The sequence below is a fragment of the Kribbella shirazensis genome, from assembly GCF_011761605.1.
Lineage (GTDB): Bacteria > Actinomycetota > Actinomycetes > Propionibacteriales > Kribbellaceae > Kribbella > Kribbella shirazensis.
Genome location: NZ_JAASRO010000001.1, coordinates 7,743,823 through 7,762,773, shown reverse-complemented (window position 1 = coordinate 7,762,773; position 18,951 = coordinate 7,743,823). Strand labels below are relative to the sequence as shown.

The following is an 18,951-nucleotide window of genomic DNA, read 5'->3' as shown; positions in this document are numbered from 1 at the left end:
TCTCTTCGGTCAGTGGTTCAGGCGGTGAATCAGGCGGTGGTCCAGGCGATCGGTACGCCGCCCTGATCGGCGGACTGCTGCGCGAGCAGCGCGAGCCGGGTGGCCAGCAGGCCGCGGGCGGTGGTGATGTCCGGCTCGTTGCCCGCGGCAAGCGCCTGGAGTGGGAGCTCGGCGGGGCGGTACCCGGCCGGCAGCGGTACGTCGTGCGGCGCCGAGTCGGTCGTGGTGAGGACGAGGCGGTTGCGGGCCCAGAGCAGCTCGGCCGTGCCGGCGGTGCCGACGAGCTTCATCCGGTAGTCGCCGTGCACCGGTGAGCCGGCCGGCGTCAGCCAGTCGACTCCGGCGGTGATCAGCGCGCCGGGGCCGCTCAGCGTCGCGACGCCGTACAGGCCGTCCACGACAACGCCGCTGACGGTCCCGCTGGTCAGGCCGGTGAAGAGCAGGCCCGCGTCGATGTCGTGGACGGCGAGGTCGTTCAGCAGGCCGCCGTACCGGGGCCGCTCGAAGAACCAGGCCGGCCGGGTCGGGCGGTTGAGTTTGTGCGGTCCGGACGACGTCACGCCGTGGATCGTGCCGAGCCGGCCGGAGATCTCCCGGGCCGCGAGGGTGACGGGGTAGTAGCGCTTCTCCAGGAGCACGGTCACGTGGCGTCCGGTGCGGTCCGCGGCCTCGGTGATCGCGTCGAGGTCCTCGAGGGTCGTGCACAGCGGCTTGTCGGCGATCACGTGACTGCCGGCGTCGAGCGCGTCGACGACCACCTGACCGCGGTCGCCGTAGATCCCGGCGACCATCACCACGTCGGGCGCGGCCGCGCGCAGCATCTCCTGGTGATCGGTGAACACCTGGGCGCCGTACGGCGCGGCCCACTTCTCGGCGGTCGCGCGGTCCGGGTCCGCCACCGCGACCAGTTCGTACCCGTCACCCCGATCGACCTCCGCGGTCACGTAGGCCACATGCGGATGGGCGGCACCGGCGATGGCGAGACGCGTCATGCCCGTGATTCCAGCATGCAACCGGTTGCACGTCAACGCATCGAGCGCGACCTGTTCCGCCGATCGGGTCACCACGGCGAACTGGTGGGAAGGCGGCTGCTGTGGTCTTCATCGCGGGGCAGATGCGAGTCACACTGGAGATCTGACCGGTTGGTAGACCGGGCGATGGGCACTGGGTGAGCATGGTGGGCGTCGGGCTGCGGTACGTGCGGATCTGGCGGGCAGCCGTGGGACTGCTGGCCACGATCGGGGTGCTTGCGTCGCTGGTGTTCGTGTCACCGGCGACGAATCTCGCGGCGTTCCTGGTCGCCGCGTTCACCATCGGGGCGATCTGTCTCAGCGTCGGCCTGGGTCGTGACCTGCCGAACGCCGACCTGCTCCGGATGGTGCCCCGTGGCGGCGTGATCGGCGGACTGTGCGTGCTGTCGGTCTGCGGGTACGCCGCCGCGATCGGGGCCCGGACGGTGACGCTGCTCCTGCTGATCGTCGGAGTCTCCCCGCCGGTCCTCGGCTGGCTGCGTTCGGGACCCGCGGAGCGGCCGGCGCAGCCCCGGCACCGGCCGTCGCTCAGGTTGCCCAAGGCATCGAAGCACGTGGTCCAGAAACACCAGGACGAGGAATGGCCGATGCCGAAGTACCTCCCCGCCGTGATCCGCAGCGTCGGCGAGCTGACCGACGAAGAGCTGTGCCTCGCCTGGCGACGGAGCTTCACCCAGCTCGAGCGGACGACGTCCGCCGACCGCCGGCAGGCGATGGCCGACGTACGCCGTGCCTACCTGGACGAACTCGAACGCCGTCATCCGGAGTCCTTCGCCACCTGGATCGCGTCGAACCCCCGAGCCGCCGGGAACCCGGCCCGCTTCTTCACCGACCGCGCCGATCACTGACGCGGGCTACTCCTCCAGGCCGAGGTCGGTGAGAATGTCGAGTACCGGGCGGTTCGGCGGAGCGGCCGCGACGAGGCCGCGGATGCAACCGGTCATCACCATCCGGAAGTACGGCTCGGACGTGATCTGCGGGAGTTCCAGGTGCGCGGCACGCAGCAGCTCGTCCGTGGCGAGCAACGCGTACACCTTGTCCAGTTCACGCCGCAGCGGACCGTCGACGTACGGGCGGTGCCGTTCCTCGGCCGCCGTCAGGTTGATCGCGAGCGACGCGACCGTCCCGGACATCAGCGCGGCGCCGGCCGGGCTGTAACCGCGCCGCCCGAGCGCCTCGATCGCCTCCCGCTGCAACCGGACCCCGGATTCGCCCCGCGGGAACAGCCCCTGCAGGTACGCCGCGAGTCCCGGGTGATCGATGACGAAGGCGTGCAGCTGCCGCGCGAACGACAGCAGGTGCGCCTCGACGCCGTCGTCGGGGTCGTCGACGATGTGCAGGTCGCGCAGGATCGCCTCACCGATCAGCGCCTCGAGCCCGACCTTGCCGTCGACGTGCCGGTACAGCGCGGTCGGGCTGACGCCGAGCGCGGTCGCGACGCCGTTCACGGTCAGGTTCGGGAGACCGAGCCGCAGGCCCTCCCGCTCGATGTCCGCGATGCTGATCTGCGCCTGGCGGCCGCCGGTCTTCCGGCGAGGCGGATTCGCTGTCACAACGCTCCTCTGCGGGTCTGACCCCAAAGTTATGCTACTAACTTAGATCGTCACCGTCACCGACGGTGATACTTCTGTCCCTTACTCCTCAGGAGATCATGGTGAGCGCACCACGCCCCACCCGGCGCACGATGCTGAAGGCCGCCGGCGGGCTGACCGTCGCCGCCGGCCTCGGCGCCGGCACCATTCTGGCCACTTCCGCCGCCGCCAACGCGGCCGGCGACGGATTCGGCCTGCACATCACCGAGCGGAACGAAGACGATCCGCGGATGTGGTACTACCGGTTCCGGACCGACCAGATCGGTTGGGCCCCGGCCGTCAACGTCCTGTTGCCGAGCGACTACCACAGCAGCGGACGCACGTACCCCGTCGTGTACCTGCTGCACGGCGGCAACCAGGACTTCATGGCGTTCGACCACCTCCGCATCCGCGACCTGACGGCGGGCAAGCCGATCATCGTGGTGATGCCGGACGGCGGCAAGGCCGGCTGGTACTCGAACCCGGTCAACAGCAACGCCGGCCCCCGCAACTGGGAGAGCTTCCACATCAACCAGCTGATCCCGTGGGTCGACGCCAACTTCCGGACGTACGGCGAGTTCGCCGGCCGCGCCGTGGCCGGCTTCTCGATGGGCGGCTTCGGCGCGCTCAAGTACACGGCGAAGTACTACGGCCACTTCGCCTCCGTCAGCTCGCACTCGGGCCCCGCCAGCGTCCGCCGCGACGCGGGTCTGGTCGTCCATTGGGCGAACGTGTCCTCGGCAGCCGTGGAGCTGGCCGGCGGCACGATCTACGGCGCGCCGCTGTGGGACGAGAAGCGGGTGACCGCCGACAACCCCATGGAGAACCTCGAGCGGTACCGCGGCAAGCGGATCTTCCTGGTTGCCGGTACCAGCCCGAGCCCCGACCCGTTCGACTACGCCAACGAGACCCAGGTCCTGGCCGGCCACCGCGAGTTCCGCGCGGCCCTGGACAAGGCCAACATCCCCTTCACCGCCCACGAGGAGCCGGGCGGCCACCTGGTCCGCCCCAACCGGTTGGTCGAGGACCTCGACGGCATGATCGCCCACCTCAAGAAGGCCTGACCCAGCGCTGCGCCTGTCGTGGGTAAGCCCATGAGCTGCAGGGTTTGCGTTCGGGATCCCGGTCGCAAACCCTGCAGCTCGGACGTCAACCCACGAAACGGCGGGCCCTCCGGCGGCGGAGTTGGTCGACGGTGATCAGTGCCGCACCGATGACCGCCGGCACGAAGAACGCTCCCAGCGCGGAAAGCGCCGGCTTCAGGAACACGTCCGCTGTGTGCCGTTTCCCCACGAAGTACGACGTGTCCGGGTCGGTGCACCGGACCTCGACGGTCTGCGCGGGCACCTTCTCGACCGAGTGTGCGACGACGTAGTACAGCGCGTCGCCGGCGTCCCACTGCTCGTGCCGCGTCGGCTTCTGCAGCGCGATCGGCCCGCCTTGCGCATCCGTCGCCGTACAGCTCCCCGCGGCGTCCTTGGATGTCGAGAAGATCGTCAGACCGACGCCGTCGAGGGCGATCGACCGGCCGTCGACCCGCGCCGGTGAGGACGGGATCGCACGCAGCAGGTCCTGCAGGAAGAACGCGCTGATGATCAGCCCGACCACGACGAAGCCCACGCCCACGAACGTCAGCACCGGCCGGGACTGCCGGACCGGAGGCTGCCTGTTGGTCATTCCCGATCCTCCGCGAGCCGTTGCAGTAAGTGGATGAGCGTTTTCTGTTCTGCCGCGCTCAGCCGAGCCAGCTGGCTGACCATGATGTCGCGGCGGTTCTGTCGCAGGGTGGTCAGGATCTGCCGCCCGTCCGGGGTCAGGTCCACCAGCGTCGCCCGCCGGTCGTGCGGATCCGGCTGACGCGCGACCAGCCCGGCCGCCTCCAGGTCGTCCACGACCGACGTCGCCGAGCGCGGCACGATCCCGAGCCGGGCCGCGAGCTCGCTCAGTCGCAGCGGCTCGTCCGCCTTGTCGAGCGTCCGCAGTACCCGGAACTGCCCGTGCGTGACGCTCTCCCCGAAGCCTTCCCGCGACGCCCGCCGCTGCTGCCGGACGATCCCGTCCAGCAGCGCCGCGATCTGCTCGGCGGGGTCATCGGGAGCATGCATGGGGGAGAGCCTAGTGGTCGTCCGCCGGTCGGTAGGGAACGAACCGGGATCTTGTGAGGTTGGCTCATAGTGAGTTAACCTCAGTATACCTTGTCCTCCGACGGAAAGGATCTGCATGTCACAGATCTCCGGATTCCCGGGCGGGGGAGGCGGCGGCGGACGCGCGATGCGCTCGCTGCTGAAAGACTCCTCCGTCCGTCACCACAAGCTCTCCGCGGGCACCCTGCGCCGGATCCTCGGCTTCGCCCGCCCGTACCGCGGCTACCTGGCCGTCTTCCTGGTGCTCGTCGTGTTCGAGGCCGCCGCCGGCGCCGCCACCCCGCTGTTGTTCCGCGCGATCATCGACCAGGGCATCGTGCCCGGCCACGCCGACGTGGTCGTGTGGCTGGCCCTCGTCGTCGCCGGCCTCGCGCTCGCGAGCGGTGCGATCATCCTCGCCCAGCGCTGGTTCTCGGCGCGGATCGGCGAAGGTCTCGTCTACGACCTGCGCACCGCCGTCTTCGACCATGTCCAGCAGTTGCCCGTCGCGTTCTTCAGCCGCACGCAGACCGGCGCGCTCATCCAGCGGCTGAACGGCGACGTGCTCGGCGCGCAGCAGGCGTTCACCTCCACGCTGTCGAACGTGGTCAGCAATCTCCTCAGCGTCACGCTCGTGCTCGCCGCGATGTTCGTGATGTCGTGGCAGATCACCCTGCTCGCCCTCGTCGTCCTCCCGCTGTTCGTGATCCCGGCCCGGCTGCTCGCCGGCAGGTTGCGCGAGGCAACGGCGGAGACCTACCGGCTGAACGCAACGATGGCGCAGACCATGACCGAGCGCTTCAACGTCGCCGGTGCGATGCTCGCCAAGGTCTTCGGCCGCACCCAGGACTCGTCCCGCGATTTCGCCGGCAAGGCCGCCCGGGTCCGCGACATCGGCGTCACCACCTCGATGTACGCCGGCATCTTCCGCGTCTCGCTGACCCTCGTCGCCGCGCTCGCGGTCGCGCTCGTGTACGGCGTCGGCGGGGTCTTCGCCGTCGAGGGCATGCTCGGCATCGGCACGGTCGTCGCGCTGACGGCGTACCTGAACCGGCTCTACGGACCGCTGACGGCACTGTCCAACATCCAGGTCGACATCATGACGACGCTGGTCAGCTTCGAGCGTGTGCTCGAGGTCCTCGACCTCGCGCCGATGGTTGCCGACCGCAAGGACGCGAAGGAGCTCCCGGCCACCGCCGAACCGTCGATCGCGTTCGACCACGTGTCGTTCCACTATCCGTCCGCCGAGGAGGTGTCGCTCGCCTCGCTCGAGTCGGTCGCGACGCTGTCGGCGGAGACCGGGGAAGAAGTTCTCAAGGACGTCACCTTCACGGTGCAGCCCGGGCAGATGGTCGCCGTCGTCGGGCCGTCCGGCGCCGGGAAGTCCACGCTGTCGTCGCTCGTTTCCCGGATGTACGACGCAACGGGCGGAGCCGTGCTGGTCGGCGGTCACGACGTACGCGACGTCACCCAGAGCTCGCTGCGCGCGGCGATCGGAGTCGTCACGCAGGACTCGCACATGTACCACGACACGATCCGCGCGAACCTGCTCCTGGCCCGCCCGGACGCGACCGACGACGAGCTGCACGACGCCCTCGAGGCCGCGCAGATCGCCACGCTCGTCGACAGCCTGCCGGACGGTCTCGACACCGTGGTCGGCGATCGCGGATACCGCCTGTCCGGTGGTGAACGCCAGCGGCTCGCCATCGCCCGGTTGCTGCTCAAGTCGCCGTCGATCGTGATCCTCGACGAGGCGACCGCACACCTCGACTCCGAGTCCGAGGCCGCCGTCCAGGCCGCGCTCGCGAACGCCCTGGCCGGCCGGACGTCGCTCGTGATCGCGCACCGCCTCTCGACGATTCGCAACGCCGACGTCATCCTGGTCCTCGACGAGGGGCGCATCCAGGAACGCGGCACGCACGACGAGCTCATCGCCCGCGGCGGCCTGTACGCCGATCTCTACGCGACCCAGTTCGCGAAAGCCGCCTGAGCCCGGCGGGCGTCCTGCCCAACTGCCGGACCCCCGGTCGCGGGCCGGTCGGTGGCCGGGAGAGGATCACCGCATGAGAGATCGGATCACTGCCGCCGCCACCGAGCTGACCTACGACGCTCCCGCGGCGAACTGGCTCGAGGCGCTCCCGCTCGGCAACGGCCGGATCGGGGCGATGTGGTTCGGCGGCACGGGGCAGGACCGGATCGCGCTCAACGACGAGACCTGCTGGTCGGGCAGCCCGGAGACGACGCGCCGGCTGGCGACACCGATCGGCCAGGTCGGCTCGGCCGCGGTGGAACGCGTACGGGCGGCGGTGGCGGAAGGCGACGTACGGACGGCCGAGGAGCTCGCTCACGGGTTCCACAGCGGTCACTCGCAGGCGTACCTCCCGCTCGGCGACCTGCTGCTCGACTTCGGGTCCGGCGGCGAGGTCACGAAGTACCGGCGGAGGCTCGACCTGGACACCGCGATCGCCCGCGCCGAGTACGAGATCGACGGTGCCGAGGTGTGGCAGGAGGTCTACGTGAGCGCGCCGGCGCAGGTATTGATCCTACGTCTGGGCGCTTCCCAACCGCTGAGTGTGACGCTCAGCTTTACCTCCCAGCTCCGCGCCGCCACGGAAGCCCTCGGCGACAACGGCCTAGCGCTGCTAGCGACCTGCCCGTCGTCCGTCGCCCCGCCCCACGGGAACGCAGCCGAGCCGATCCAGTACTCCGACGGCGACGACCGCGGGATGAACGCGGCCGCCGTACTGCGGGTGCACACGGACGGAGCCCTCGCGTCGACCGGCGAAGCGCTTGCCGTCAGCAACGCGACTGAGGTGTTCGTCGTACTATCCACGGCCACCGGCTACGAGGGACCGCAGGTCGCGCCGGTCCGCACCCGGGAGGAATGCCGGGAGACGGCGGGCGCTCTCGTCCGCGCCGCCCTCGCCCGCGGCGCCGACCAGCTTCGGGATGAGCACGTCGGCGACTATCAGGAACTCTTCCGCCGTTCGGTCCTCACCCTTCCGTCGACTGTGGACCTGACCACCGATCGCAGGCTCGTGGAAGCAGGCGACGACCCGGCGCTTGCCGCGCTGATCTACAACTTCGGGCGCTACCTGATGCTCTCCAGCTCCCGTCCCGGCGGTCTGCCGACGAACCTGCAGGGGATCTGGAACGAGCACCTGCAGCCGCCGTGGAGCAGCAACTACACGGTCAACATCAACACCGAGATGAACTACTGGCCCGCCGAAACCACCTCCCTCTCCGAGTGCCACGAGCCCCTGCTCAGGTACGTCGGCGAGCTCGCCCACGCGGGACGGCGTACGGCAGAGGTCCTGTACGGCGCTCGCGGCTGGACCGCGCACCACAACGCGGATGCGTGGTGCTGGACCGCGCCTGTCGACGGCAACCCGAAGTGGTCGAACTGGCCGATGGCCGGCGTCTGGCTGTGCCGCCACCTCTGGGACCACTACGCGTTCACCGGCGACCGCGAGTACCTCCGCGACGTCTGGCCGGTACTGCGTGGCGCCGCCGAGTTCTGCCTCGACTGGCTGATCGAGCTCCCGGATGGCACGCTCGGAACAGCACCCTCCACGTCGCCGGAGAACGAGTACGTCGCCGCCGACGGCAAGCCTGCCTCGGTCACGACCTCCGCCACGATGGACCTCTCGCTGATCGCCGATCTGTTCGACCGCTGCGCGCAGACCGCGGCCGAACTCGCCCTCACCGACCAGCTGATCGACGAGCTGATTGCTGCCCGCAAACGGATCCCCGACCCGAAGGTCGGTGGCCGAGGGCAACTCCAGGAATGGCTCGACGACCTCCCCGAGGCCGAGCCGCAGCACCGCCACACCTCGCACCTGATCGGCCTGCACCCCGGCGACCAGATCACCCCGGACGGTACGCCGGAACTCGCGGCCGCCGCCGCCCGCACGCTGGAGCTGCGCGGCGACAAGAGCACCGGCTGGTCGCTGGCGTGGCGAATCTCCTTGTGGGCAAGGCTTCGTGACGGTGCCGCCGCGCACCGCTTGGTCCGCGAACTGCTCACGCCCGCGGGCGACTCGGGCACCGACTACGTCGGCGACGGATCGGGCCTGTACCCGAACCTGTTCTGCGCGCACCCGCCCTTCCAGATCGACGGGAACTTCGGCGCGACGGCCGGGATCGCCGAGATGCTGTTGCAGAGCCACACGGGCGAGCTCGAGATCTTCCCGGCCCGTCCCGACGCGTGGCCGGAGGGCTCGATCACCGGGCTCCGCGCGCGGGGCGGGATCGGGGTCGATCTCAGCTGGACCCCGGACGCCGCCACCGCCGTACTCACGGCTGACCGGGACACCATCGTCGTACTACGGCACGGAGATCGGCGCGAGGAGGTGTCTCTGGTCGCCGGGTCGCCGTACACCTGGACAATCGCCGGCTGAGCGCGGCACGACGCTTTGGTGGGTCAGCCAGTCGAATCGGGGGTTCGACACCCGTATTCACGGTGCAGAACCCCGTACTTCGCGGGCTGACCCACCAAATGCGCGGGGTCGGTCAGGGCTGCTGCTGGTCGTCCCGGAGGTCGTCGTTCTGGCCGTCCAGGTTGTCCAGTTGGTCCCCGGCCATGTCCCTGCCCTGGTCGATCTTGTCGCCGTACTTCCCGCCGGTCTTCTCGTCGGCGAACTCCGACGCCTTGTCCAGCCCCTCGTCGACCTTGTCGCCGTGCTCGTTGACCAGATCGCCGGCCTTGTCCTTCATGTTGTCGAACATGCCCATCGTCTTTCCCCGTTCTGTCGATGGTTGCCTTCCACTACCTAGCCCGTAGTACCCGATCCCGTGGATTACACACAGGGCCTGGCCAGAGGTCATCCGGCAAACGGATTCCGGTCCGCTTGCAGCGCGGGAAGTACGCTTCCGGCGAACATTCCGTACAGGTGCCGCTGGAACATCGGTCCGAAGCTGACCCGGGCCACGCCGCGCGTCGCGTAATCGGCGACCGAATGTGCGCCCTGCCCGTAGGCGACGTTCACCGGGCCGTCGATCTGCGTGGCGAGTGTCGCGATCACGTCCAGGTCGCCGGTACCGATCGGGTAGACGCAGTCGGCGCCGGCGTCCAGGTACCGCGCGGCGCGGTCGAGCGTGGTCTCGACCTGCTCCTCCGCGGTACCGGCCTGCCGGAGGAACGCGTCGGTCCGGGCGTTGATCACCAGCGCGTCGCCCGCCGCGGCCCGCACCGCGGCCAGGAAGTCGGCCTGCTCGGCCGGATCGACCAGCTGCCCGGTCGCCGGGTCGGAGTCCTCGAGATTCAGCCCGACGGCTCCGGTGGCGGCGAAGCGCTCCACCAGCTCGGCCGGCGCCAGCCGGTACCCGCGTTCGAAGTCGACCGTGACCGGGACGGAAACGGCGCGCGCGATCCGGGCCGCCGCGGTCAGCACGTCCTCGACCGGTGCGTGCTCGCCGTCGTCGTACCCGAGCACGGCAGCCGTCGCGTTGCTGCTGGTCGCGACCGCGGGGAACCCGGCCGCCTCGACGAGCCGGGCCGACGCCGCGTCCCAGGCGTTCGGTACGACGAGCGGAGTCCCGGGAACGTGCAGTTCCCGCAGAGTAGTTGCCAAAGACATCAAGATCTCCCATGGATCAGAGGCAGCCCGAAGGCTGGGAAAAGAGCAGGTTGGTGGAAACCCATCACGGCCGACACGGCGTCCTTCGCCAGCGTCAGCACCTTGATGGAGTGCGCGTGGAACTGGCCGTCCGCGCCGCGGATGTAGAGCGCGAACGCCGGCTGGCCGTTCGCCGACGTCTCGACCAGGACGCGCCGGTCCGGACCCGGCTGCAGTTTCGAGTCGAGCAGGCGCAGTACGTCGACACGCCCGCTGAACCAGTCCGGGATCGGCGGCATCTCCCAGCGCGCGTTCTCGGCGAAGAGCCCTTCCAGGACGACCAGGTCCTTGCTCTCCATCGCGGCCTGGAACTGGTCGAGCAACGCCCGCCGCAACGGTTCGTGCGGCTCGCTCAGCTCCTCCTCACGCGGCCGCAGCCGGGCCAGCTCGGCCCGTGCCCGTTGCAGCGAGCTGTTCACCGCGGCCGTCGTGGTGTCGAGCATCGACGCGACATCCGCGGCCGGCCAGGTGAGCACCTCGCGCAGGATCAGTACGGCGCGCTGTCGCGGCGGCAGATGTTGCATCGCGGCAACCATCGCCAGCCGCAGGCTCTGCCGGTCGCCGACGACCGTGGCAGGGTCGGCCCCGAGCAGCTGGTCCGGGAACGGCTCCAGCCAGGGCACCTCGAGTGCGTGGGCGTGCAAGTCGTCCGGATCGTTGCCCGGGGCACCGAGCGCCGACGGGACGACCCGCCGGCTGCTGTGCTGCAGGAGGTTCAGGCACACGTTGGTGGCGATCCGGTACAGCCAGGTCCGGACCGTCGAACGGTGCTCGAAGTCCGCGTGACCACGCCAGGCGCGCAGGTACGTCTCCTGGACCGCGTCCTCGGCGTCGTGCAACGAGCCGAGCATCCGGTAGCAGTGCGCCACCAACTCGCCCCGATGCTGCGCGAACTCCTCCTCGAGGTTCATCGGACCCCTTCCACCACCTTCGTCGTGACATGCTCGCCGGTACGACGGCGAGCCGCGACGGCAAGCCCCGAGACCGCCCCGAGCAACGACAGTACGCCGCAGCCGGCGAGTGCCCGCGCGAATCCGTCACCGGTGTAACCGCCGGCCGCCGTGAACACCGATCCGAGAACGGCGACACCGGCGGCGCCGCCGAGCTGGCGGTTCATGCTGTAGATGCCGGACGCGATCCCGACCGCCTCGCGGGGCAGCGCCGCCATCGCCGCGCTCTGCGCCGCGGGCATCGCGAGGGAGATGCCGCAGCCCGTCACCACGAGCGGCAGGACGAGCCCGGAGTAGCCGTCGGCGCCGCGGCTGACCCAGAACATGCCGGCGGTCTGCAGCGCCATACCGATCACGACCAGTGGACGCTCACCGACACGGTCGACGAGCCGTCCGGCGATCGGGCCGACCACGAACAGTGTCGCCGTCCACGGCAGCAACTGCAGACCGGCCTCGAACGGCGCCGAGCCGAGCACGGCCTGCATGTACTGCGACAAGAAGAAGACCGCGCTGAACAGCGCCGCACTAAGGAAGAACCCGGCCGAGTTCGCCGCCGTGAACGTCCGGTTCCGGAAGAACGTCAACGGCACCATCGCGTGGTCCGTACGCCGTTCCCACAACCCGAACGCGACCAGCATCACGACCCCGATCGCGAACGCGCCGAGGACCTCGCCGCTCGTCCAGCCGGCCGTCGCGCCGCGCACAATGCCCCAGACCAGCCCGAGTACGGCGAGACTGATCAGCACCGCGCCGGCCAGGTCCAGCCGCCGGGCGGGGCCGGTGCTCTCCGGGATCTTCGTCAGTACCAACGCGATCGCGATCACGCCGATCGGCACGTTGATCCAGAAGATCCACTGCCACGACAGACCTTCGGTCACCGCGCCGCCGATCAGCGGCCCGCCGAGGACGGCAAGACCGGTCACGCCGCTGAACACGCCGATCGCCTGACCGCGCCGCTCCGGCGGGAACGCCGCGCCCAGCAGGCCCATCGCCAGCGGCATCACGATCGCCGCCCCGACCCCCTGGGCGGCGCGCGCCGCGATCAGGAACGGCAGCGACGTGGCGAGCGCGCAGGCCACGGACGCGGCGGTGAACAGTGCCAGACCGACCGCGTAGGTCCGCCGCCGGCCCAGACGGTCGCCGAGCGCGGCGGCCGTCATCAGAAGCATCGCGAAACTCAGGCCGTAGGCGTTGACCGTCCACTCCAACTGCTCGGCCGACGCGCCGAGATCACCCCGGATCGTGGTCAGCGCGGCGGCCACCACGAGAACATCCAAAGCCACCATCACCGACCCGAGCGAGGTCAGCCCCAGCACCCATCGTTGTTGCCCGGTAGTTCGTCCAGAGGTTTGCTTCACACCACTACAGACCGGCGAGCCGGGCCGAACTCATCGCTGCGATGAGTACGAGTTTCAGCGCTCCGGGCGGGACTCGATCTGGATGAGGGTTTGCTGGCCGGTGGCGATCAGGGTGCGCTGGTCGCCGGTAAGTGCGAAGACCTCGAGGCGGCAGATCGTCAGGGTGCGGCCGGGCTTGATCACGGAACCGATCGCCCGCAGCCGGTCGCCCTCGGCCGGGGCGAGCAGGTTGATCTTGAACTCGACCGTGAGCACCGACGTACGCTCCGGGAACAGCGTGAACGCCGCGTACCCACCGGCGCTGTCCGCGATCGAGCTGGTCGCGCCCGCGTGGAAGTACCCGTGCTGCTGCGTCACCTCCGGCCGGCTCGGCAGCTCGATGTGCACCTCACCCGGCCCGATGTGCGAGATCCGCGCCCCGAGATGCGCCATCAACCCCTGCCGGTCGAAACTCGCCTGAACCCGCTCCCGCACCTCACCAGCAGCCTGCTCCATGCCGCGGAGATTACTAGCCCGACCGGACGGGAGGAGAGGGAGGAGGAGAGAAGTGGGGTAGAGAAGAAAGAAGGAAAGAAGATATGAAAGGAAAGATATGGGGTTGGATGGTGGCTGGCTTCGGTGCGTCCGTGACAGGGCATCCGCAGTGACGGTGGTGACGGCGCGATCAGCGCTCAACCTGGATCCATGGATGCCAGTTGGTTGCTGAGGGCACCGGTAGCAGGTTGTATGCCCGTCGGCGGGTTACAGCGCGCGACCGGTGACATAACCTGCCATTGGGGGTAAAAGCCCGTCGACGGGTGCGGGATGCGTGTCGTTCGCCAGGGCAAATTTGCTTGACCGAGGCTGTGCTCTTGCCTTCGGTTACGCGGGCTTGCAGATGCAGAGTTGGAGGGGCGAATCCACGGTGAATGGCCGGCCGGACCAGTCGCCGAAGCGCTCGGCGAGACGAAGGCCGCCGAGGGAGAGGAGCAGCGGCAGCTCCTGCGGGAAGATGCTCCTGATTTCGAGCGGTGCGACGACGAAATCGGGCTCGGAGTCGGTCGAGAGGTACCACGTCGCGCGGGTGACTTGCGCGGGCGCATCGTAGATCTCAGCGACGTCGACACTGACGTTGCCACGGTCAGGATCCCTGAACGACAACGACTCCCGGGTGCGCCGCACGCCATCGGCTTGGGCAAGGTGGCTCACGCTCGGGTTGAAGACGTCGAAGACGAACCGTGCTCCAGGTGCCAGGTGTCGTCGGACCGACCGGAAGCAGCTCACCAGATCATCAGCCTCATGCAGATGCAGCAATGAATTGGCTGTGATGAACACGAAGTCGAAGGTGCGGCCCAGGTCGAAGTCCCGCATGTCGCCCTGCATCCATTCCACCGCTACACCGCGCTCGCTCGCCTTGCGGCGCGCCTCCGCCAGCATGTCTGACGAGAAGTCCAGGCCGACGCACGGATGTCCGTCGGACGCGATGGGGATCAGCTTGTGCCCGGTGCCGCACCCGAGTTCCAGGACGCGTCCGCCTTGCCGATCGACGTCGGCCCGGTAGAAGTCGACTCCGGGCCCGCCGCCCGGGAACATCAGGTCGTACAGCCTCGCGTGCGAGTAGAACGCATCACTCATCGAAGCTCCCCCAGTAGTTAGGCCAGCTGGATCATCGCAGCAGCCGGGAGGGTCGGGGTCCGGGAGCCGCCCGTCGGTTCGATGGTGAGGCCGAAGGCTGTCATTCCCGCGGTGGAGCCGGTGATGACCTGGGTGAGGTCACCGGTGGCCAGGCCGACCGAGTGGGCGGTCTGTCCGGAATCGATCATCCAGAGCTGCCAGGTCCGGTCGGCGGGGAGCTCCGGGAGATCCCGCAGTACGACGACCGACTTGTCGGCCTGTGCGGACACGACGACCGTGGCCTGGCCACCGCCCTGGATCGTGCCGTGGACGGTCCGTGCGTCGGGCTGCGCCAGGACGGCGGCGACCTGCTGGTTCGCGCGCTCGGCCGCGGTGCGGTCCCGGTACTGGTCGATCGCGATCCCACCGCTGAGCGCGACCGCGGCGGCCGCTGCGGCGAGCGCGAACACGGAGCGACGCCCGATGCGACGCCGTACCGCCGTCGGCGGCTGACCGGCCACGACCGGGGGCAGCTGGCGAACGTCCTCGATCGCCGACATCACCCTCGCCTTGAGCGCGGGAGGTGGCGGCGTGGAGACCTGCGTGGCCAGCTTGACCGCGGCGGTGCGGAGTTCGGCGACCTCGGTGGTGCAGAACGCGCACTCGGCGAGGTGCGCCTCGAAGCGGGCCCGCTCGTCGTCGGGGAGGGCGTCGAGCACGTACGGGCCGGTGAGGGTGTGCACGTCGGGTTCCGTCTGGTCCGTCACGGCCGTTGCCCCTCCGACCAGGATCTGGTCTGTGTGGTTCCGAGGCAGTCGCGGAGGCGGATCAGGCCGTCGCGCATTCTCGCTTTGATGGTCGGAAGCTTGGCGCCGAGCTGCTGGGCCACTTCGGGGTAGGTGTAGCCGTTGTAGTACGCGAGCTCGATGGATTCCCGTTGCAGTTCGGTCAGGGTGCCGAGGCAACGGCGTACCTGCTCGGCCTCCAGGCGCGTGCTGACCGTGTCGGCCACCTGGTCGAAGTCGACCTCGGCGGACCAGGCGCCGGCCCGCTCGGTGCGGTCGGCGGCGGCCTGTTCGGAGCGGACCCGGTCGACCGCGCGGCGGTGCGCGATGGTCAGGATCCAGGCGTGCGCCGAGCCGCGGCCGGCGTCGTACCGGGTCGCGGTGCGCCAGATGTCGAGCATGACCTCCTGGGTCACTTCCTCGGACTGGGCGGGGTTGCGCAGGATCCGCCGTACCAGACCGAACACCCAGGGGGCGACGCGGTCGTAGAGGGTGCTGAACGCGGCAGTGTCACCTGTGGCGGTGAGCGCCAGCAGGTCGCCGTCGGTGGTGCGTCCCGAAGCACCGCCGGATCGGGAGGATCCGGCGGGCCAGGGAAGCGAAGTGGGTTCAGTCACGATCAGCTGGCCGGAGGCATCAGAACGGAGTCGATGAGATACACCGTAGCGTTCGCGGTCTTCACACCTCCGCAGATCACGTTGGCGCCGTTCACCTTCAGGCTGTCGCCCGAGCCGGTGACCGTGACCTCCTGCTTCTCCACCGTCGGGTGCTTGCCGACGACCGCGGTCGGGTCGAGCTGACCGGCGACCACGTGGTACGTGAGGATCTTGGTCAGCAGCGCGTCGTTGGACTTCAGAGTGTTGACCGTGGCGGCCGGGATCTTTGCGAACGCGGCGTCGACCGGGGCGAAGACGGTGAACTCGCTGCCGTTCAGCGTCGAGACCAGGTCGACCTTCGGGTTGAGCTTCCCGGAGACGGCCGCGACCAGGGTCTTCAGCAGCGGGTTGCCGGAGGCCGCGGTCGCGACCGGTGCGGCCGCCATCCCGTCGATCGATCCGGCGCCGGAGGGGTTGGCCTTCGCGTAGTCGGCGCATCCCGGGCCGACCAGGCCTGTGGACGCATCGCTCGTAGTCGAGGGCGTGCTGCTGGTCGTCGTACTGCTGCTCGTCGTGCTGCCTGCGGATCCGCTCGAGCTGGTCGTGTCGTCACCACCGCAGGCGGAGGCGGTCAGTGCGAGGACGACTGCGGTGGCTGCGAGACCGGCGCGGGCGAGGTGCTTGGACATGACGTGATCTCTTTTCTGAGGAGGTTGCTGATGGGAGTACTTCGGGGCCGCTCGCGGACCGGATGGGTCACTCGACCATCACGATCGTGTTGTGCAGGCCGCTCGACCCGTTCGGGCGTGGTGGCGCCGGGCGGTCGGTCTGGAGCCGGCCCGTGCCGTCGGCGGCGCGGACGGTGAGCTTGTGCGTGCCGGGGGTCGCGTTCCAGCGGAACGTCCACTGGCGCCAGGTGTCGGTGCTGTCGACCGGTGCGAGGCGGGCCGGCTGCCACGGGCCGTCGTCGACCCGGACCTCGACCTTGCCGATGCCGCGGCGCTGCGCCCACGCGACGCCGGCGGCGATCGCGGGCCCCGCGGGCACAGTCGCGAAGCCTTTCGGTACGTCGATCCGCGCGGACGTCTTGATCGGCGCCTCGACGGACCAGCCGCGATCGGTCCAGTACGCGCTGAAGTCGCGGAACCTGGTGACCTCGAAGTCGACGATCCACTTGGTCGCGGAGACGTACCCGTACAGGCCGGGCACGACCATCCGGACCGGGAAACCGTGGTCGAACGGCAGCGGTTCACCGTTCATCGCGACGGCGAAGAGCGCGTCCCGGCCGTCGGTGAGCGCGGCGAGCGGGGTACCGATGGTGAGGCCGTCGACACTGGTGGACTTCACCGCGTCGGCGCCTTGCCGTACGCCGGCCTCGCGCAGGATGTCCGCGATCGGCACACCGATCCAGCGGGCGTTGCCGACGTACGGACCGCCGACCTCGTTGGAGACGCAGGTCAGCGTGATGTCGCGCTCGATCAGGCGGCGCCGGACCAGGTCGTCGAAGGACAGCCGGAGCTCTTTGTCGACAAGTCCGTGGATCCGCAGCTCCCAGTCGCGCGGGTCGATTCGCGGGACCTGGAGGAGGGTGTCGACGCGGTAGAACTTGCCGTTCGGCGTCGTGAACGGGCTGATGCCGGGTACGTCGATGCTCGCGCGCAGCGGTCCCGCTGGGTCGGTCGGCCGGGGTACGCGGATGCGGGCCCGCAACTCCTGCCCGGACCCTCCGGCGACCCGCGCGGCGCCGGCTGCTCCAGCGCCGACCACGACCAGCGCGGACACCGTGAGCAGGAACTTGCGACGGTCGAAACCTTCAGATTGCGGGGCTGCCGACCGTGGGCGGTGGATCACCAGTGCCATCGCGACCACGGCGACGACGAAGGTGACTGTTGCTGGCAGCAACCGTTCTGCGAGACTTCCCGCGGCGGATCGGCTGCCCGCCGCGAAGACGAGCCCGACCACGCCGAGGCCACCGGCGATCCCGATCGCCGCCCGCCGGTACCCCCGGGCGCCGATCACCCCGGCGATCGCGGCGACGACAACGAGCACACCGCAGATGCCGACCCGCAGCAACGGCCGATCGGCGGTGCCCAGCGTGCGCACAGCCCAGTCCTTCACCGGCCCCGGAGCCCAGTCGATGACCTGTACGCCGACGGCATCAACCGGCCAAGGCCCACCCGTCAGCCCCGTAACGAGATACCCAACCGCCAACGCCACCCCAGCCGCAACCACCCCACCAACAGCACCCAGTCTCCTGTCCATGGACCAGGTTCGGCGCCACAGCGCTCCCGGATGGGTCGTGCTGAAGGAGAAGAACTGATCAGCCCATGCGGGTCAGGGCTGCTTCGGTGAGTTCGTACTGGAGGGGGCGGCCGGAGGCGTGGCGTTCGATTTCGTCGGTGGTGATTTCGCCCATCTCGAAGTAGCACTCGACTGTGGCTGCGGCCTGGTGGGGCATGAGGAGGACGTTCGGAAGGCCGCGGAACGGGCTGTCGGCCGGCAGCGGCTCCTCGTCGAACACGTCGAGGGCGGCGTCTAGGCGCCCCGAGCGGAGTTCGTTCAGCAGGGCGGACATGTCGACCAGCCAGGAGCGGGCGGTGTTGACGAGGGCCGCGCCGTCGGGCATCAGTGCGAGCTCCCGCGCGCCGATCATGTGGTGCGTCTCGGGAAGCGTCGGCGCGTGCAGCGCCACGACCCGGCTGGTGCGGAGCAGGTCGTCCAGGTCGGTCCGCCGTACGCCGAGCTCCCGGGCGCGATCGTCGGTGAGATAAGGGTCGTACACCACCACCTCGGCGCCGAGCGCGACCACCATGCGGATGTACTCGACACCGGTCCGGGACGCGCCGACGACACCGATCCGGGACGCCGTCAGGCCGTGCTGCGGAGGTACGTCGTCCCGCCACGCGCCGGCGTGCATCGCATGGTCGAAGCGCTGGATCCGATGCAGCATGCTCAGCGTGAACGCGAGCGACACCTCCGCCACCGGCAGCGCCATCGCCTGACCCGCCTGCGTGAGCCGCAGCCCGCGCCGGAACACCTCGTCGGTGACGAAATGCTTCACCGACGAGGCACTGTGCGCGATCAACGTCAACCGATCCGCCCGGTCCAGCACGTCCGCGGTCAGCGGCGCCGCACCCCACGACGTGATCAGTACGTCGGTCCCGGGCAAGGCGGCCCGCAACGCGTCGGCGTCCCCCGGATCGTCCAGTACGACGACCTCCCCGAGCGCCTCCAGCCGCGCCACGACCTCCGGCGCGAACACCATCTCCCGGTACGCCGGCGTCGCCGCCAGCACGATCCGCAGTTTTTCGGCCATGACCGAATCC

Annotated in this window: 19 protein-coding genes; 4 read left to right on the top strand and 15 right to left on the bottom strand. The window is 69.6% G+C overall.

Going from position 1 to position 18,951, the window contains the following annotated elements; genetic code table 11:
• Positions 1-29: 29 nt before the first annotated feature.
• On the bottom strand, positions 30-992 hold the full coding sequence (locus tag BJY22_RS36945) for a Gfo/Idh/MocA family protein (RefSeq protein WP_167216370.1): 963 nt from the start codon (positions 990-992) through the stop codon (positions 30-32).
• 176 nt (positions 993-1,168) lie between these two features.
• Here BJY22_RS36945 and BJY22_RS36940 point away from each other — a divergent pair, with 176 nt between their 5' ends.
• A complete protein-coding gene (locus BJY22_RS36940) occupies positions 1,169-1,879 on the top strand; it encodes a hypothetical protein (RefSeq protein WP_167216368.1) in 711 nt (236 codons plus the stop codon).
• A gap of 6 nt (positions 1,880-1,885) precedes the next feature.
• Here the strand turns inward: BJY22_RS36940 and BJY22_RS36935 are convergent, their stop codons facing one another.
• On the bottom strand, positions 1,886-2,584 hold the full coding sequence (locus BJY22_RS36935; protein ID WP_167216366.1) for a TetR/AcrR family transcriptional regulator: 699 nt from the start codon (positions 2,582-2,584) through the stop codon (positions 1,886-1,888).
• Between the two features lie 101 nt (positions 2,585-2,685).
• Between BJY22_RS36935 and BJY22_RS36930 the strand changes: the two genes are divergently transcribed.
• Positions 2,686-3,666, top strand: coding sequence for an alpha/beta hydrolase (locus tag BJY22_RS36930; protein WP_337759757.1), 981 nt, complete (start codon positions 2,686-2,688; stop codon positions 3,664-3,666).
• Positions 3,667-3,751: 85 nt separating this feature from the next.
• Here the strand turns inward: BJY22_RS36930 and BJY22_RS36925 are convergent, their stop codons facing one another.
• Together BJY22_RS36925 and BJY22_RS36920 are read right to left on the bottom strand one after the other, a co-directional pair.
• Positions 3,752-4,279, bottom strand: coding sequence for a hypothetical protein (locus BJY22_RS36925; protein ID WP_167216362.1), 528 nt, complete (start codon positions 4,277-4,279; stop codon positions 3,752-3,754).
• Positions 4,276-4,707 (bottom strand): MarR family winged helix-turn-helix transcriptional regulator, encoded by a 432-nt coding sequence (locus tag BJY22_RS36920; protein ID WP_167216360.1) that lies wholly within the window; start codon positions 4,705-4,707, stop codon positions 4,276-4,278. The genes BJY22_RS36925 and BJY22_RS36920 overlap by 4 nt, the downstream gene beginning before the upstream one ends.
• Before the next feature lie 115 nt (positions 4,708-4,822).
• Here BJY22_RS36920 and BJY22_RS36915 point away from each other — a divergent pair, with 115 nt between their 5' ends.
• Together BJY22_RS36915 and BJY22_RS36910 are read left to right on the top strand one after the other, a co-directional pair.
• Positions 4,823-6,715, top strand: coding sequence for an ABC transporter ATP-binding protein (locus BJY22_RS36915; RefSeq protein WP_167216358.1), 1,893 nt, complete (start codon positions 4,823-4,825; stop codon positions 6,713-6,715).
• A 73-nt stretch (positions 6,716-6,788) separates the two neighbouring features.
• Positions 6,789-9,125 carry a glycoside hydrolase family 95 protein gene (locus BJY22_RS36910; RefSeq protein ID WP_167216356.1) on the top strand — a complete coding sequence of 779 codons (2,337 nt, stop codon included), beginning with the start codon at positions 6,789-6,791 and terminating at the stop codon, positions 9,123-9,125.
• A 112-nt stretch (positions 9,126-9,237) separates the two neighbouring features.
• On the opposite strand, the gene BJY22_RS36905 is transcribed toward BJY22_RS36910, so the two are convergent.
• The 11 genes from BJY22_RS36905 to BJY22_RS36855 form a co-directional block, all read right to left on the bottom strand.
• Positions 9,238-9,459: an antitoxin gene (locus BJY22_RS36905; protein WP_167216354.1), complete on the bottom strand. Its 222-nt coding sequence runs from the start codon at positions 9,457-9,459 to the stop codon at positions 9,238-9,240.
• Positions 9,460-9,548: 89 nt separating this feature from the next.
• Positions 9,549-10,304, bottom strand: a complete 756-nt coding sequence (locus tag BJY22_RS36900; RefSeq protein ID WP_167216352.1) for an isocitrate lyase/PEP mutase family protein — start codon at positions 10,302-10,304, stop codon at positions 9,549-9,551.
• Positions 10,304-11,254, bottom strand: coding sequence for a sigma-70 family RNA polymerase sigma factor (locus tag BJY22_RS36895; protein WP_167216350.1), 951 nt, complete (start codon positions 11,252-11,254; stop codon positions 10,304-10,306). The genes BJY22_RS36900 and BJY22_RS36895 overlap by 1 nt, the downstream gene beginning before the upstream one ends.
• Positions 11,251-12,609 (bottom strand): DHA2 family efflux MFS transporter permease subunit, encoded by a 1,359-nt coding sequence (locus BJY22_RS36890; protein WP_337759756.1) that lies wholly within the window; start codon positions 12,607-12,609, stop codon positions 11,251-11,253. Before BJY22_RS36890 ends, BJY22_RS36895 begins: the two co-directional genes overlap by 4 nt.
• Before the next feature lie 96 nt (positions 12,610-12,705).
• Complete coding sequence (locus BJY22_RS36885; protein WP_167216348.1) at positions 12,706-13,146, bottom strand: PaaI family thioesterase; 441 nt, start codon at positions 13,144-13,146, stop codon at positions 12,706-12,708.
• A gap of 366 nt (positions 13,147-13,512) precedes the next feature.
• Positions 13,513-14,265 carry a class I SAM-dependent methyltransferase gene (locus tag BJY22_RS36880; protein ID WP_167216346.1) on the bottom strand — a complete coding sequence of 251 codons (753 nt, stop codon included), beginning with the start codon at positions 14,263-14,265 and terminating at the stop codon, positions 13,513-13,515.
• A gap of 17 nt (positions 14,266-14,282) precedes the next feature.
• Positions 14,283-15,011 (bottom strand): anti-sigma factor, encoded by a 729-nt coding sequence (locus BJY22_RS36875; RefSeq protein WP_167216344.1) that lies wholly within the window; start codon positions 15,009-15,011, stop codon positions 14,283-14,285.
• Positions 15,008-15,646, bottom strand: coding sequence for an ECF RNA polymerase sigma factor SigK (gene sigK / locus BJY22_RS36870; RefSeq protein WP_167216342.1), 639 nt, complete (start codon positions 15,644-15,646; stop codon positions 15,008-15,010). The genes BJY22_RS36875 and sigK overlap by 4 nt, the downstream gene beginning before the upstream one ends.
• A 2-nt stretch (positions 15,647-15,648) precedes the next feature.
• Positions 15,649-16,314, bottom strand: coding sequence for a fasciclin domain-containing protein (locus tag BJY22_RS36865; protein WP_167216340.1), 666 nt, complete (start codon positions 16,312-16,314; stop codon positions 15,649-15,651).
• A gap of 67 nt (positions 16,315-16,381) precedes the next feature.
• On the bottom strand, positions 16,382-17,728 hold the full coding sequence (locus BJY22_RS36860) for a molybdopterin-dependent oxidoreductase (protein WP_337759755.1): 1,347 nt from the start codon (positions 17,726-17,728) through the stop codon (positions 16,382-16,384).
• A 217-nt stretch (positions 17,729-17,945) separates the two neighbouring features.
• Positions 17,946-18,941, bottom strand: a complete 996-nt coding sequence (locus tag BJY22_RS36855) for a hydroxyacid dehydrogenase (RefSeq protein ID WP_167216336.1) — start codon at positions 18,939-18,941, stop codon at positions 17,946-17,948.
• Positions 18,942-18,951 lie beyond the last annotated feature (10 nt).